This is a genomic window from Pseudolabrys sp. (genome assembly GCF_035943735.1).
Classification (GTDB): domain Bacteria; phylum Pseudomonadota; class Alphaproteobacteria; order Rhizobiales; family Xanthobacteraceae; genus Pseudolabrys.
In genome coordinates this window covers 1-13,730 of record NZ_DASZBV010000022.1, presented here as the reverse complement: position 1 = coordinate 13,730, position 13,730 = coordinate 1, and the positions used below count along the sequence as shown (strand labels likewise).

The 13,730-nt window shown below is 67.8% G+C and carries 13 protein-coding genes and 1 tRNA gene; 3 read left to right on the top strand and 11 right to left on the bottom strand.

Annotation, left to right across the window (positions count from 1 at the left end; translation table 11 throughout):
- The first annotated feature begins 2 nt into the window (after positions 1-2).
- Positions 3-971: a Bug family tripartite tricarboxylate transporter substrate binding protein gene (locus VGV41_RS16980; RefSeq protein ID WP_326865130.1), complete on the top strand. Its 969-nt coding sequence runs from the start codon at positions 3-5 to the stop codon at positions 969-971.
- 27 nt (positions 972-998) lie between these two features.
- On the opposite strand, the gene VGV41_RS16975 is transcribed toward VGV41_RS16980, so the two are convergent.
- A tRNA-Pro gene (locus VGV41_RS16975) sits at positions 999-1,076 on the bottom strand.
- Between the two features lie 225 nt (positions 1,077-1,301).
- Here VGV41_RS16975 and VGV41_RS16970 point away from each other — a divergent pair.
- Positions 1,302-1,856 (top strand): DUF1236 domain-containing protein, encoded by a 555-nt coding sequence (locus VGV41_RS16970; protein WP_326865129.1) that lies wholly within the window; start codon positions 1,302-1,304, stop codon positions 1,854-1,856.
- A 60-nt stretch (positions 1,857-1,916) separates the two neighbouring features.
- On the opposite strand, the gene VGV41_RS16965 is transcribed toward VGV41_RS16970, so the two are convergent.
- From VGV41_RS16965 to VGV41_RS16925, 9 genes are all read right to left on the bottom strand, one after another.
- Positions 1,917-3,434 carry a 3-hydroxyacyl-CoA dehydrogenase gene (locus VGV41_RS16965; protein ID WP_326865128.1) on the bottom strand — a complete coding sequence of 506 codons (1,518 nt, stop codon included), beginning with the start codon at positions 3,432-3,434 and terminating at the stop codon, positions 1,917-1,919.
- Positions 3,434-4,231: an enoyl-CoA hydratase-related protein gene (locus tag VGV41_RS16960; RefSeq protein WP_326865127.1), complete on the bottom strand. Its 798-nt coding sequence runs from the start codon at positions 4,229-4,231 to the stop codon at positions 3,434-3,436. The genes VGV41_RS16965 and VGV41_RS16960 overlap by 1 nt, the downstream gene beginning before the upstream one ends.
- Before the next feature lie 49 nt (positions 4,232-4,280).
- Complete coding sequence (locus tag VGV41_RS16955) at positions 4,281-5,810, bottom strand: S8 family serine peptidase (protein WP_326865126.1); 1,530 nt, start codon at positions 5,808-5,810, stop codon at positions 4,281-4,283.
- Positions 5,811-5,889: 79 nt separating this feature from the next.
- The gene (locus VGV41_RS16950; protein ID WP_414705140.1) at positions 5,890-6,567 is read right to left on the bottom strand and encodes a MerR family transcriptional regulator; all 678 of its coding nucleotides are present in this window, start codon (positions 6,565-6,567) and stop codon (positions 5,890-5,892) included.
- 49 nt (positions 6,568-6,616) lie between these two features.
- Positions 6,617-6,931, bottom strand: a complete 315-nt coding sequence (locus VGV41_RS16945; RefSeq protein WP_326865124.1) for an integration host factor subunit alpha — start codon at positions 6,929-6,931, stop codon at positions 6,617-6,619.
- A gap of 150 nt (positions 6,932-7,081) precedes the next feature.
- Positions 7,082-8,059 (bottom strand): beta-ketoacyl-ACP synthase III, encoded by a 978-nt coding sequence (locus VGV41_RS16940; RefSeq protein WP_326865122.1) that lies wholly within the window; start codon positions 8,057-8,059, stop codon positions 7,082-7,084.
- The gene (gene plsX / locus VGV41_RS16935; RefSeq protein WP_326865121.1) at positions 8,056-9,114 is read right to left on the bottom strand and encodes a phosphate acyltransferase PlsX; all 1,059 of its coding nucleotides are present in this window, start codon (positions 9,112-9,114) and stop codon (positions 8,056-8,058) included. The genes VGV41_RS16940 and plsX overlap by 4 nt, the downstream gene beginning before the upstream one ends.
- A gap of 128 nt (positions 9,115-9,242) precedes the next feature.
- A complete protein-coding gene (locus tag VGV41_RS16930; RefSeq protein ID WP_326865120.1) occupies positions 9,243-9,797 on the bottom strand; it encodes a DUF177 domain-containing protein in 555 nt (184 codons plus the stop codon).
- A 17-nt stretch (positions 9,798-9,814) separates the two neighbouring features.
- On the bottom strand, positions 9,815-10,369 hold the full coding sequence (locus VGV41_RS16925) for a ubiquinol-cytochrome C chaperone family protein (protein ID WP_326865119.1): 555 nt from the start codon (positions 10,367-10,369) through the stop codon (positions 9,815-9,817).
- 76 nt (positions 10,370-10,445) lie between these two features.
- Here VGV41_RS16925 and VGV41_RS16920 point away from each other — a divergent pair, with 76 nt between their 5' ends.
- Positions 10,446-10,934, top strand: coding sequence for an outer membrane protein assembly factor BamE (locus tag VGV41_RS16920; protein ID WP_414705139.1), 489 nt, complete (start codon positions 10,446-10,448; stop codon positions 10,932-10,934).
- Positions 10,935-11,009: 75 nt separating this feature from the next.
- Here the strand turns inward: VGV41_RS16920 and VGV41_RS16915 are convergent, their stop codons facing one another.
- A complete protein-coding gene (locus tag VGV41_RS16915; protein WP_326865118.1) occupies positions 11,010-13,139 on the bottom strand; it encodes a sodium-translocating pyrophosphatase in 2,130 nt (709 codons plus the stop codon).
- Positions 13,140-13,730: the final 591 nt, after the last annotated feature.

Below are 13,730 nucleotides of genomic sequence, written 5' to 3'. Positions count from 1 at the left end.
TGATGAAGAACTGTGCCGCGCTGCTCGTGGCCGCAATGGCCATCACGAGCCTCAACAATGCCGCTCGTGCCGAGAATTGGCCGACCAGACCCGTGCATGTGATCGTGCCCATCACCGGCGGAAGCGCGATCGACATCGTCGCGCGCGCGGTGTCGCAGCGCCTGGAAAAGAAATTCGGCCAGCCGTTTGTGGTGGAGAACCGGCCGGGCGCGGGTACGACATTGGGCGCCGCCGTGGTCGCGCGGGCGCCGGCGGACGGCTACACGATCCTGTTCGATTCCGCGGCGCTGACGACGACGCCGACGACCGTGGCCAATCTGAGCTACAACGTCGACAAGAACTTTGCCGCCGTCGCGCCCGTGGTGGAAACGCCGCTCGTGCTCGTCACGCAGCACGTCAAATACAAATCGCTGGCCGACCTCGTGACGAGAGCCAAGGCCGACGCCGCCCCGATCACCTACGGCACCAACGGCTATGGTTCGGCGGCGCACTTCACGACGGAGAAGTTGCTGCTGTCCGCCGGCTTCAAGGGACAAGCCGTCCCCTATCGCGGCACGCCCGAAGCATTGGCGGAAGTCATGGCCGGACGTCTCGGCTTCTATTTTTCGCCGCTGACCGCCGCGCAGGCGCTCATCAAGGCGGGAAAGGTCGACGCGCTCGCCGTGACCAGCACCAGGCGATCGTCCGTGCTGCCTGATGTGCCGACGACGGTTGAAGCGGGCTATTCTGGATCGGACTTCGATTTCTGGGTCGGCATCTTCGCACCGGCGCACACACCGGAGCCGATCGTCGCGTCGCTTGCGAAAGAAGTGGATGCGATCAAGGCCTCCGAGGACTTCAAGAAGGCCATGGCCGCGATCGGCGGCGACCCGATGGCCAGCATGACGCCGGCGCAGTTTCAGGCCTATGTCGGCGAGGAACTGAAGCGCAACAAGGCGGTCGCGAAGGCGGCCGGGATCGAGCCGAAGTAGGCAGGTCAGACCGGCGGGCCAATTTTCTGGTCGGGGCGGCGGGATTCGAACCCACGACCTCTTGTCCCCCAGACAAGCGCGCTAACCGGGCTGCGCCACGCCCCGACCGGAACGGCGCGGACTATAGGGACGGGTCCCGGCACGTGCAACAGCGTGTTTCATCGCGCGCGGACGGTATTTCCGCGCGTTCGATCTTCGCATTCCGGTCGTCCTGTCGCCGCAATATGACCCCGCCGCGGGAACCGCCGCGCAGGAACGGACCCGCGCAAACGGACGTTCGCTTTCCGGAGATTGGCCCTCACAGGGCCGGTTCATGGAAGGAGGACCAACATGACCAACACGCTTCGCCTCGCGGCGCTTGGTACCGCCCTGCTTGCCGGTACGGCGGCCAGCGCGCAGACCGTGATCACGACCGACCCCGATTACGTCGCGCCGCCGGTCGCCGTGGCCCCCGCCCCGGCTTACATCGCGCCGGCACCGGCCTATGTCGTGCCGGCGCCCGGCCCCGGCGTCGTGGTCGAACAGGTGCCGGTTGAGGAAGAGCAGATCGTGACGCCGGAGGTCCGCCGCGAGACGATCGTCCAGCCGGCGCCCGAGCGCCGCATCATCCGTCGCCACGTCACGACGCAGGTGCGCCTGACGACGCGGCAGCGCCATGACGTGCTGCGCACGATCCGCTACGAGCGACCGGCGCGGCGCACCGTGACCGAACGTATCGACTATCGCGTCGGCGCGGCGCTGCCGGCCTCGGTGCCGGTCTACGCGATGCCGCAGCAGGTGGTGTACGAGGCCCCCGGCCTGCGCGGCTACGACTACACGATGGTCGGCGACCGCATGCTGGTGGTCGAGCCCGGCTCGAACACCGTGGTCGACGAACTCTACTGAGCGAAGCGAGAAGCAACGCGACGGGCTCGCCGCCTCCGCGGCGGGCTCGTTCGTTTGCGCTCAGTCGGGTGTCAGCAAGGAAACGCCGAGACGGGCACGGCGGCGCAGCCAGGTGGTGGCGCGGTATTTCGGATCGTGCGTCACCGCCTGCATGCCGTCGAGCACGGCGAGCACCCGCGCGGGCCCGAGCCTATCGCCGAGCGCCAGCGGCCCCTTCGGATAATTCAGCCCGAGCTCGACCGCGACGTCGATGTCGGCCGGCGCAGCGATGCGCAACTCGGCGATGCGCGTGCCGATATTGACGATCATCGCCAGCAGCCGCTGCACGACGAAGCCGGCGCTGTCGTTGATGACCGTGACGGGCGGGCCGTCGGACAGCGCCGCCACCGCTGCGCCGAGCACGTCCGGCGCAGTGAGCGGGTTCTTCATCAGCGTGCGGCGGCCGGCAAAGCGGCCGAGCATGTCGACGGCGACGGTGCGCGTCGGATCGAGACCGAGCCGCACCGCCGCGCCGGTGGCGTCTTCGCCGAGCGGCGTGACGAAGCAGAGCGCATCGCTTGCGGGCGCGCCGCCGAGCGTCACCTTCACGCCGGCCGTGTCGAGCCATAGCGCCAGCTCGGCGCCGCCCTCCTCGTCAGCGACCCAGGCGGCGGCCGGCTTCGGTTGCTCCGGCACCGCGACGGTCGGCGGCGTTGTCGCGTCGGCACCATCGTAACTGTAGAAGCCCTGCTTGCTCTTGCGCCCGAGCAGGCCGCCGGCGACGCGCACCGTCATCTGCGCCGACGGCTGGTACATCGGCTCGCCGAAATACTGGTTGAAAATGCTGACCATCACCGCATGCGTGACGTCGCCGCCGACAAGGTCGAGCAATTCGAACGGCCCCATGCGGAAGCCGGCCGCCTCCTTCATCAGCACGTCGACCTCGCGCGGCGAGGCGATGCCTTGCGAGACGATGCGCAGCGCCTCCGGCCCGTAGGCGCGGCCGGCATGATTGACGACGAAGCCCGGCGTGTCGGTCGCCACCACCGGGTGCTTGCCGATGCGGCGGACGAACTGCGTCAGCGTCTCGACCAGCTTCGGCTCGGTGCGCAGGCCGCCGATCACCTCGACGAGGCGCATCAACGGCGGCGGATTGAAGAAGTGCAGCCCGGCGACGCGCGCTGGCCGCTCGCAGCCGGCGGCGATCTCGGTGACCGACAACGACGAGGTGTTGGTAGCGAGCACCGCGTCGGGCGCGATGCGCTTCTCCATTTCGCGGAAGAGCGCCCGCTTCGGCTCGGCCAGTTCGACGATGGCCTCGATGACGAGGCCAGCTTCAGCCGCCTCATCGTAGGACTTGATCTCGACGAGGTTGGCGAGCGTGTTGCGCCTTGCCTCCGCCGTCATGCGGCCCTTGGCCACCTGGCCTTCCAGCGCCCTGTCGATCGCGCCGAGCGCTTCCTTCACCGCGCCCTCGCGCGTGTCGGACAACAATGTCCTGATCCCGGCCTGCGCGCAGACCTGCGCGATGCCGCGCCCCATCGTGCCGGCCCCGAACACCGCCACGACGAGGTCGGGCGCCAGCAGCTTTTCCGTCATTACCGGCCTTCGTATTTCGGTTTGCGCTTATCGAGGAAGGCGCGCATGCCCTCCTTCTGATCGGCTGTCGCATATTGCAGCAGATAGGCCTTGCGCTCGAGCATCAGCGCGGTGTCGAGCGGCGCATTAAGGCCTTCGTTGACGATCTCCTTGATCTGCATGACCGAGATCGGCGGCATCGATGCGATCTCCTCGGCGACGGCGAGCGCGCGCGTCAGCGCTTCGCCCTTCGGCGTCATCTCGCTGACGAGGCCCATGGCGAAGGCCTCCTGCGCGCCGACCATGCGGCCGGTCATCAACAGCGGCATCGCGCGGGCGCGGCCGACGAGCCGCGCCAGGCGTTGTGTGCCGCCGCCGCCAGGCAGGATGCCGATCTTCACTTCCGGCAGGCCGAGCCTGGCGCCGTCGGCGGCGACGATCACGTCGGCACAGAGCGCGAGCTCGAGGCCGCCGCCGAGCGCGAAGCCCTCGATCGCGACGATCACCGGCTTCGGGCACTCGGCCACGACGCGGTAATACTGCTGCACGTTGCGGATCATCAGCTCGATCGGCCCGGCGTCGGCCATCTCGCCGATGTCGGCGCCGGCGGCGAAGGCCTGCTCGTTGCCGGTGAGCACGATGGCGCGAATCTTGGGGTCGGCGATCGCCAGCGTGACCTCCTCGGCGATGCGCTTGCGCAGAGGTACATTCAGCGCGTTGCGCCGCTCCGGCCGGTTCAGCCGTAACAGCCGGACGGCCTCGGACGGCGTTTCGACGATGAGCGGATCGGGATCGGCCATGATGCCCTCGATTGACATCGTCGATTGCTATCACGCGAGGCCGACCGGGCCAATGCGCGGGCTCGCGCTAGCGGCCCGTCTCTTCCACCGCACGCAGTGCGTCGACCACACCCGCGCCTACCTCGCGCGCGCCGCCGGGCACCTTGCGCGCCGCATGGACGAGCGCACGGCGCAGCGCGTCCGGCGTGAGCCGGGCATTGCGCGCCAGCAGCAGCGCGGCGACGCCGGTCACGTGCGCGGTCGCGACCGAGGTGCCCGAGGTCATCTCGTATTGCCCGCCCGGCGCGACGGCCAGAATGTCGACCCCCGGCGCCGCCACCGCGACCTGCGGTCCGCGATTGGCCTGCGGCAGAAGGTGGTCGTCGGCGTCGGTCGCGGTGATGCCGATCACCTCGCGGTCGGCCGCCGGATAGAGCGGCGGCGACTTCGGCCCGGCATTGCCGACCGCGGCGATCAGCACCATGCCGCGCGCATGCGCCTTGCGGATCATGTCGTGCAGCATCGCATCGGCCGGACCGGCGAAGCTCATATTGACGATGCGCGCGTCGCGACTCGCCGCCCAGTCGAGCGCCTTGAGGATGCTGAAGGTCGTGCCCTGGGCGCTGTCGCCCTCGCCGGCGAAGGCGCGGATGGCGAGCAGCCGCACCTTCGGCGCGACGCCCATCAGTTTGGCATGCGCGGCAATGGCGCCGGCCATCGCGGTGCCGTGCGGATGCGGCGCGCTCGTGCCGGCGACCGCGTCGTACTGCGCGGCGACGACGCCGGCGAGATCGGGATGCGCGACGTCGACGCGCGAGTCGATCAGCGCGATGGTGACGTCGTCACCATTGCTGATGCGGTGCGCCTCGATGAGATGCAGCTTGCCGACCACGTATTGCGCGCCGGTGTCGGGGGGCGCGGCCTGCGCCTGGCCGAAGCGATAGAGCCAGTTCGGCTGCGCGGCGCCGATGCCGCGATAAAGCGCCAACCGCTGCAAGGTCTGGCGCACCGTAAGATTGCCGCCGATGCGGAAGCGCGTCAGCGTGCGCGCGGTCAGCGTGAAGCGCTGCACCTCGAGCTGCGTCAGCTGCAGCCGCTGCGTGATCGTGGCCAACCTGCGCGGCGAGACGCTTGCATCGATCTCGACCAGCACTTCGTTCGGGACGAAGCGCGTCTCGCCCGGCGGCGGAATGTTGACGCTGCCGCCCCGACCCGATGGCGGCGTCGTGCCACGGCGCGGCGGGCGCGGCGGCGGTGTGTTGCTCACGACGGGCACGTCGGGAAACAGCGCCGGCCCGACGATCCAGCCGACGGGACCGAGGAAACAGTTGAGCGTCGAGCGGCCGACTTCGGCGGCCGTCATCTCGCGCCCGAGCACAACGGTGCCGATCATCGGCGACACGGCGGCGCAGGCGATGCCGCCCATGACGTACCAGCCGAGCGGGGTGATTGCGGTTGCGCGGGTGACCGTTTGGACCGGCGTCGGGCCGTTGCCCCCGCCCCCGCCCCCGCCACCACCGCCACCGCCACCGCCGCCTGCAAATTGCGCCGCCGCCGGCGCGACGGCGCAGAGGCCGATCGCGGTCGCGACAATGGCTATCGCAAGAATGCGCCGCATGGACCCCCGGCCGCCTGATCGGGCAGGACCAGTCTACCGCAGCCGGCGAATGACGCTACACGTCAGGGAATACCTATCCTCAGTCCGGCCTTGCCACCGCGGCGTCGATCAACTGCCGGCATTCGGTGAGCGCGGAGAGGACATCGCGCAGCTTCGCCAGATCGTCGGCGCCGAGGCTGGGCCGCGCGGCTGGCGCTGCCGCTTTAACGGGCACCGGCCCCTCATCGTCCTCTTCAAGTTCAGGCTCGATGGCCGCGTGGACCGCGCGGTCGCTGTTCGTCAGCCGCGGCATCGGTGCGGCGGTCATCGGCGGCTCGCGGCGCGGCTCGATCTCGTCGCGCTCGGAAAGGTCGCGGCCGATCAGCGCGCCGAGGCGGCTGCCGAACCCGCGGTTGTCCTCGTCGGCCTCCTCGACCTCGGCCTCGGCCGCCTCGTCGACGAGGTCCTCCTCCTCCGCTGCGCCATGTGGCGGCTGGACGGCGCCTTCCTGCCAGACCACCTGCACAAACCTGATGCCCTGCTCGCGCAGGATCCGCTGCACGCCGCGGATGGTGTAGCCCTCGCCGTACAGAAGATGACGGATACCGCGCAGGAGATCGAGGTCGTCGGGCCGGTAGAAACGGCGGCCGCCGCCGCGTTTCATCGGCTTGATCTCGCGGAAGCGGCTTTCCCAGAACCGCAGGACGTGCTGCGGCAGGTCGAGTTCTTCGGCGGCTTCGCTGATCGTGCGGAAGGCGTCGGGAGCCTTTTCGTCCAAGGCGGTCACTCCCTCAAAAACGGGTCTGACGCGGATACTGGACGCTACGTTACGCGGGCTCGTCGGCGACGTCGTGGCCGTTGATGCGCTGCTTGAGGATCGCCGACGGCTTGAACACCATCACGCGCCGCGGCGAGATCGGAACTTCCTTTCCGGTCTTCGGGTTGCGGCCAATCCTTTGACCTTTCTTGCGAACCACGAAGGAGCCGAAGGACGATAGCTTTACGGTCTCGCCGCGCTCGAGGCAGTCGGTGATCTCCTTGAGCACGAGCTCAACAAGCGAAGCAGATTCGGTGCGCGAGAGTCCCACCTTCTGGTAGACCGCTTCACAAAGATCGGCGCGCGTTACTGTCTTACCAGTCATCGCAGGTCTCAGCCCCCCGGCGAGATATGCCGTTGAATTATCAGGATATTGGCATGATCCCGACCGGTCAACCGGCCATTCTCGATTCGAGGGCGCCGTTTTGGTGTCCCGGTACGGCACGACCGTGCCCCCGGATGACCAATCTTCGACCTACCAGCGGAGCAGCACCGACCCCCAGGTGAAGCCGCCGCCCATCGCCTCAAGCAGGATCAGGTTGCCACGCTTGATGCGCCGGTCCGCGACCGCATCGGCGAGCGCCAGCGGGATCGAGGCGGCCGAGGTGTTGCCATGACGGTCGACGGTGATCACCACTTTGTCCGGCGCAATACCGAGTTTGTGGGCGGAGCCATCGATAATGCGCTTGTTCGCCTGGTGCGGAACGAACCAGTCGATGTCGGCGGCGCTCGTGCCGGTCGCCTTGAAGGCGTCCTCGATCACGTCGGTGATCATGGCCACCGCGTGCTTGAACACCTCGCGGCCTTCCATGCGCAGATGCCCCGTCGTCTGGGTCGAGGACACGCCGCCATCGACGTAGAGCTTGGCCCGGTGGCGACCGTCGGAGCGCAGATGCGTGGTCAGGATGCCGCGATCGGCGGACGTGCCCGCCTGCTCCTGCGCCTCCAGCACCACCGCGCCGGCGCCGTCGCCGAACAGCACGCAGGTGGTGCGGTCGTTCCAGTCGAGGATGCGCGAAAAGGTCTCGGCGCCGATCACCAGCGCGCGCTTGTGCGTGCCGGAGCGCAGCATCGCATCCGCGACCGACAGCGCGAAGACGAAGCCCGAGCACACCGCCTGCAGGTCGAAGGCGACGCCGCCGGTGATGCCGAGCGCGGCCTGCACCGTTACCGCGGTCGCCGGGAAGGTCTGGTCCGGCGTCGAGGTGCCGAGCACGATGAGATCGATGCTGTCGGCATCGACATGCGCGTGCGCCAGCGCGGCCCTGGCGGCGTGGATGGCGAGATCGGAGGTCACCTCGCCCGCGGCGGCGACATGCCGCTCGCGGATGCCGGTCCGCTGCACGATCCACTCGTCGGTCGTGTCGACCGAACGCGCCAATTCGTCATTGCTGACGATCCGGTTCGGGAGATAGCTGCCGCAACCGAGAACAACCGAACGCAACACGCTCACGAGCCCGCTCCGCTCGCCAGTTTCTCCGTCGCCGTGTGGATGTCGCCCGCCATGGCGTGGCCTATCTTGGCGAGCAATTCGTACCGAACCATATCGTAACCCATATCGATCGCGGACGCGGTGCCTTCGGCATCCGATCCGCCGTGACTCTTGATGACGATGCCGTTCAAGCCGAGGAAGACGCCGCCGTTTGATTTGCGCGGGTCCAGCTTCTCGCGCAAGGCATTGAAGGCCTGCACCGCCAGCAGATAACCGAGCCGCGACGCCCAGGTCCGATTCATGGCGGCGCGGAGGTAGCTGGCAAATTGATGCGCAGTGCCCTCCGCCGTCTTGAGGGCGATGTTGCCGGCAAATCCCTCGGTAACGACCACGTCGACCACGCCCTTGCCGATGTCGTCGCCCTCGACGAAGCCGTGATACGCGAAATCGGGGAAGCGCGTCTCGCGCAGGATGCGGCCGGCCTCGCGCACCTGCTCGAGGCCCTTGACCTCCTCGACGCCGATGTTGAGGAGTCCGACGGTCGGCCGCTCGATGTCGAACAGCACCCGCGCCATGGCGCTGCCCATGGCGGCGAGGTTGATGAGGTGGGCCTCGTCGGCGCCGATCGAGGCGCCGACGTCGAGAACGACGGACTCGCCCTTGAGCGTCGGCCAGATGGCGGCGATGGCCGGGCGATCGATGCCGGGGAGCATCTTCAGGTTGAAGCGCGACATGGCCATCAGCGCGCCGGTGTTGCCGGCGGAGACGGCGACGTCGGCCTCGCCTTTCTTCACCGCGTCGAGCGCGAGCCACATCGACGACTTCCAGCGGCCGTAGCGCAGCGCCTGGCTCGGCTTGTCGTCCATGCGGATGGCGACGTCGGTGTGGACGAGGCGCGAGGCCGCCTTCAGCCGCGGCAGCCTATCGAGCACGGGCTGGACAACGGTGCTGTCCCCGAACAGCAGGAACTCGATGTCCGGATGACGGGTGAGCGAGATATCGGCGCCCGGCAGCACGACCGGTGCGCCATGATCGCCGCCCATGACATCGAGCGCGATACGGACCTTATCGGGCATGCACAGGCCTTGTCGGCGCGACTTCCGGCAACCCGGATCGGGGGAATCTGCTCACGGCGCGACCATAGCGGCTGCGCCGCCGCAGACAAGCCGGTTGTCCTGCGGTGTCATGGCGCTGCCGGCAGCCGCTACCGGGCGCCGCCACCCGACGGTTTCTTCAGCGCGGCGAGCGCCGCAAAGGGATGTTCCGTTTCGCTATCGCGCGGCGGCGCGGCGAATTCCGCACCCGGTTTGCGCGGATAGGGGTCGATGGCGAGCATCAGGAATTCGGCGGCAATGGCGCCGAGATCGATGGCGCCGCCAACCAGCGGCTCCGGCGGCTCGTCTTCGTCGGCGGTGTGAGCGACCGTCTGATGATGTGTCGGGTCGCCGCCCTCCGGCACGACCGGTGCGTCGGGGGAAAACAGGAGCTCGACCTTCTCGTCGATGACGTTGTCGATCGGCTCGAGCGTGACGACGCAGGTCTGGCCGACCCGCGCCTTGACGTGGCCGAGGACCCGCAGGCCGGCGCCGCGCCGGGTGACGTCGAAGACCGCGGTGAGTTCCGGCAGGTCGCGCAAGGCCGCGGCCGGCGCCAAAGCGGCGCGGACCGCCGGCGACGCCTCAAGTTTCACATGAAGTCCCGCCTCGGGAACGTCCCCCAGGGCCACCGGGACGGACCAGGCATTGATGGCTTTATCCATTCGGTTCAGTCTCTTGTTCAGGCCGGCTCAACCAGCGCCGCGGCCGTCGGATCCGGCAGGTCCACCGTCCCACCCGCCACCGCCTCGGCCGGCTCGGCCGCCAGGGCCGCCGCCATGGTCCGCATATAGGCGGCCAGGCGCGCCACCACAGCCGGTTCGGGCGGCTGGCCGCCGTAGATGTTGCGCGCGAGCGCTTCGCCGAGCAGGCGATCGTCGCCCGCGGCCAGCGCCGCCTCGTAGGCCTGGGCGCGGCCGTAGAACGCCTCCCCGACCCGCTTCATGTGCTTGGGTACCGCGATGTCGCTGATGCCGATCTCACGCAGGTTATCGTCCATGTCGAGGCAGAAACGGTCGAACAGCAACTGCCCGGCCGGCCTGGTCGCCTCCTCCTGCATCAGCCGGGACACGACCAGCGCCACGTGCAGCAGAAGCAGGTCGAACCGGCCATTTATGGTATCGGCCACGGCATAATCGCGGTAGAAGACCGGCCTTCGCGCCTGCGCCACGATGGTGCCATACAGGCTAGAAATGGTGTCCGGCGGCCGGTTGCGGCGAAACAGGGGGAGAATCATCGGCGTTGCGGGTTCCAGGGCTGATCGCGCGTTGCCGCGCGGTTACGTCATGAGGCATGCCGATGCAAGCCGTAAAATGAGGGTGCCGGGTTTGGGTTCAAGCATCAATCGACATCGCCGCGCCGTGCTCACCGTCGCGCTCGTGCTGACCGGCGCCGTTGCGCTCGGCGGCTGCGGCGGGCTCAACACCCGCGAGACGCTGGCGCGCGGCTACGTGCTGCCGGCGGGCGCGCTGGAGCAGATCCCGATCGGCGCCAGCCAGGAGCAGGTGCTGATCGTGCTCGGCACGCCCTCCACCGTCGCCACCATCAACGGCGACGTGTTCTATTACATCTCGCAGAAGTCGGAGCGCTCGGCCGCCTTCATGCCCTACGAGGTCGTCGACCAGCGCGTCGTCGGCGTTTATTTCAACAAGGACAAGAAGGTCGTGCGGTTGGCCAATTACGGCCTCAAGGACGGCAAGATCTTCGACTTCGTCTCCGGCAAGACCGAGACCGGCGGCAACGAGCTCAACTACCTGCGCGGCATCTTCAAGAATGTCGGCTTCAATCCGTTCGGCGGCTGATCGACCAATTCGTGCTGCAAAGAAAAAGGGCCCGCATCGCTGCGGGCCCTTTCGTTTTGTGTCGCAGTCTGTCGCCTAGTGCGCGAGCACGGCGAGCAGCAGGAGCGCAACGATGTTGGTGATCTTGATCATCGGGTTCACGGCGGGGCCCGCCGTGTCCTTGTAGGGATCGCCGACGGTGTCGCCGGTCACCGCGGCCTTGTGGGCGTCAGAGCCCTTGCCGCCGTAGTGGCCGTCCTCGATGTACTTCTTGGCGTTGTCCCAGGCGCCGCCGCCCGAGGTCATCGAGATGGCGACGAACAGGCCGTTGACGATGACGCCGAGCAGCATCGCGCCGAGGGCCGAGAAGCCCGCCGACTTGCCCGCCGCGCCGCCACCCGCGATCGCATAGATCACGAAGTACCAGACGATCGGCGACAGCACCGGCAGCAGCGACGGGATGATCATTTCCTTGATCGCGGCTTTGGTCAGGATGTCGACCGCCCGGGCGTAGTTGGGCTTCGACGTTCCCTTCATGATGCCCGGGTCTTCGCGGAACTGCTTGCGCACTTCCTCGACGATCGAACCGGCGGCGCGACCGACGGCGGTCATGCCCATGGCTGCGAACAGGTAGGGCAACAGACCGCCGAACAACAGGCCGACGACGACGTAGGGATTGTTCAGCGAGAAATCGAGCTGAATGCCCTGGAAGTAACCGGAACCGGTCTTGATGAAGTACTGGAGGTCCTGGTTATAGGCCGCGAACAGCACCAGCGCGCCGAGGCCGGCCGAACCGATGGCATAGCCCTTGGTGATCGCCTTGGTGGTGTTGCCGACGGCGTCGAGCGCGTCGGTCGCCTTGCGCACGTCCTTCGGCAGGCCGGCCATTTCGGCAATGCCGCCGGCATTGTCGGTGACCGGGCCGAAGGCGTCGAGCGCGACGATCATCCCCGCCAGCGCCAGCATGGTCGTCACCGCGATCGCGATGCCGAACAGGCCTGCGAGGTTATAGGTGATCAGGATGCCGGCGATGATGACGATCGCGGGGGCCGCGGTCGACTCCATCGAGATGGCGAGACCCTGGATCACGTTGGTGCCATGGCCGGTGACGGAGGCCGCCGCGATCGACTTGACCGGGCGATAGTCCGTGCCGGTGTAGTATTCGGTGATCCAGATGATCAGGCCGGTGACCACGAGGCCGACGACGCCGCACTCGAACAGCGTCATGCCGGTGTAGTGCTTGCCTTCGCTCACCAGCGCCGTGGCGAAGCCCTGCGGCAGCGCATAGGCGATCACGCCGGCAATGCCGATCAGCGACAGGATGCCGGTGACGATCAGGCCGCGGTAGAGGGCGCCCATGATCGACTGCGAGGCCGGCAGCTTCACGAAGAAGGTGCCGACGATCGAGGTGATGATGCAGACGCCGCCGATGGCGAGCGGCAGGATCATCATGGGCAGCAGGAGCGCCGTGCCTTTGAAGAAGATAGCGGCCAGCACCATGGTCGCGACGGTGGTCACGGCATAGGTCTCGAACAGGTCCGCCGCCATGCCGGCGCAGTCGCCGACGTTGTCGCCGACGTTGTCGGCGATGGTCGCCGGGTTGCGCGGATCGTCTTCCGGAATACCGGCCTCGACCTTGCCGACGAGGTCGCCGCCGACGTCCGCACCCTTGGTAAAGATGCCGCCGCCGAGACGGGCGAAGATCGAAATCAGCGAAGCGCCGAAGCCGAGCGCGACGATGGCGTCGATGACGGTGCGGCTGTCGGGCGCCATGCCACGCGTGCCGGTGAGGAAGCCGAAATAGAGCGTCACGCCCAGGAGCGCGAGACCGGCGACGAGCATGCCCGTGATCGCGCCCGCCTTGAAGGCGATGTCGAGACCGCCGGCGAGCGACTTGGTCGCGGCCTGCGCGGTGCGGACGTTGGCGCGCACCGACACGTTCATGCCGATGAAGCCGGCGAGCCCGGACAGGAACGCGCCGACGGCGAAGCCGATCGCGACCAGCCAGCCGAGCGTGAAGCCGATGATCAGGAAGATCACCACGCCGACCATGCCGATGGTCGTGTACTGGCGCTTCAGGTAAGCCTGCGCGCCTTCGCGCACGGCGGCGGAAATCTCCTGCATGCGGGCGGAACCCTGATCGGCGCGCAGCACCGAAAGGGTGGCCCAGATGCCGTAAACGATGGCCAGCACGCCACAGCCTACGATCAACCACAAAGTCGTCATGGGGGGTCAAACCTCGAATTTTTTGGGCTGGCGGGAAAAACGTCCCCGCCCGTGCGCCAGGGACGTCGAGGATGGCCGCTTTGCGAGGGCGCTTCACCCCGACCGGAAGCGGGGCGGATATAGCCAAAAACGCGGCTTGGATGCAACGCGGAATCCTTGGTCCCTGAAGGGTTTCGGGGCGTCCGGCGGCGGCTGACCACAGCTTTTGTCAATGGCGGCGGCGCCCGTCGCCCTGACGCGCGTCATCGCCCGTATTCTTTGGTCGGCCCCGGGTGAGCCGCAGTGCGCAGTCCGTTTCCGCGACGCCCGGAAGAATACCGAGGGCGCGCGGGACGCATTTGGGCCCTGAGGACCCACGGACCTCGACGCCTCGCAGCATCGAGGCATGCTGAAGTCCGAATAACCGCAAGTCCGCCAAGTCCCAAGGCGTCCCGCGCGCGGTGTTTAATCGGTCTGCTCCGCCCCGCCCCTGGTGGACTCTCCTTTCAGGCCCTCCTGCTTTCGCAGCCAAGGCCTTTCCACCACTACGGGCCCCGATCATTGCCGGTTGTCCTGTGACCGGCGCCGGCAATACCATCACTGTGGCCCAGC

Coding starts and splice junctions, on each gene's coding strand:
- VGV41_RS16965 (WP_326865128.1), bottom strand. CDS start 3,434: ATGACGGAAAAGCTGCTGGCGCCCGACCTCGTCGTGGCGGTGTTCGGG.
- VGV41_RS16915 (WP_326865118.1), bottom strand. CDS start 13,139: ATGACGACTTTGTGGTTGATCGTAGGCTGTGGCGTGCTGGCCATCGTT.
- VGV41_RS16955 (WP_326865126.1), bottom strand. CDS start 5,810: ATGCGGCGCATTCTTGCGATAGCCATTGTCGCGACCGCGATCGGCCTC.
- VGV41_RS16930 (WP_326865120.1), bottom strand. CDS start 9,797: ATGGATAAAGCCATCAATGCCTGGTCCGTCCCGGTGGCCCTGGGGGAC.
- VGV41_RS16980 (WP_326865130.1), top strand. CDS start 3: ATGAAGAACTGTGCCGCGCTGCTCGTGGCCGCAATGGCCATCACGAGC.
- VGV41_RS16920 (WP_414705139.1), top strand. CDS start 10,446: ATGAGGGTGCCGGGTTTGGGTTCAAGCATCAATCGACATCGCCGCGCC.
- VGV41_RS16925 (WP_326865119.1), bottom strand. CDS start 10,369: ATGATTCTCCCCCTGTTTCGCCGCAACCGGCCGCCGGACACCATTTCT.
- VGV41_RS16945 (WP_326865124.1), bottom strand. CDS start 6,931: ATGACTGGTAAGACAGTAACGCGCGCCGATCTTTGTGAAGCGGTCTAC.
- VGV41_RS16960 (WP_326865127.1), bottom strand. CDS start 4,231: ATGTCAATCGAGGGCATCATGGCCGATCCCGATCCGCTCATCGTCGAA.
- VGV41_RS16970 (WP_326865129.1), top strand. CDS start 1,302: ATGACCAACACGCTTCGCCTCGCGGCGCTTGGTACCGCCCTGCTTGCC.
- plsX (WP_326865121.1), bottom strand. CDS start 9,114: ATGCCCGATAAGGTCCGTATCGCGCTCGATGTCATGGGCGGCGATCAT.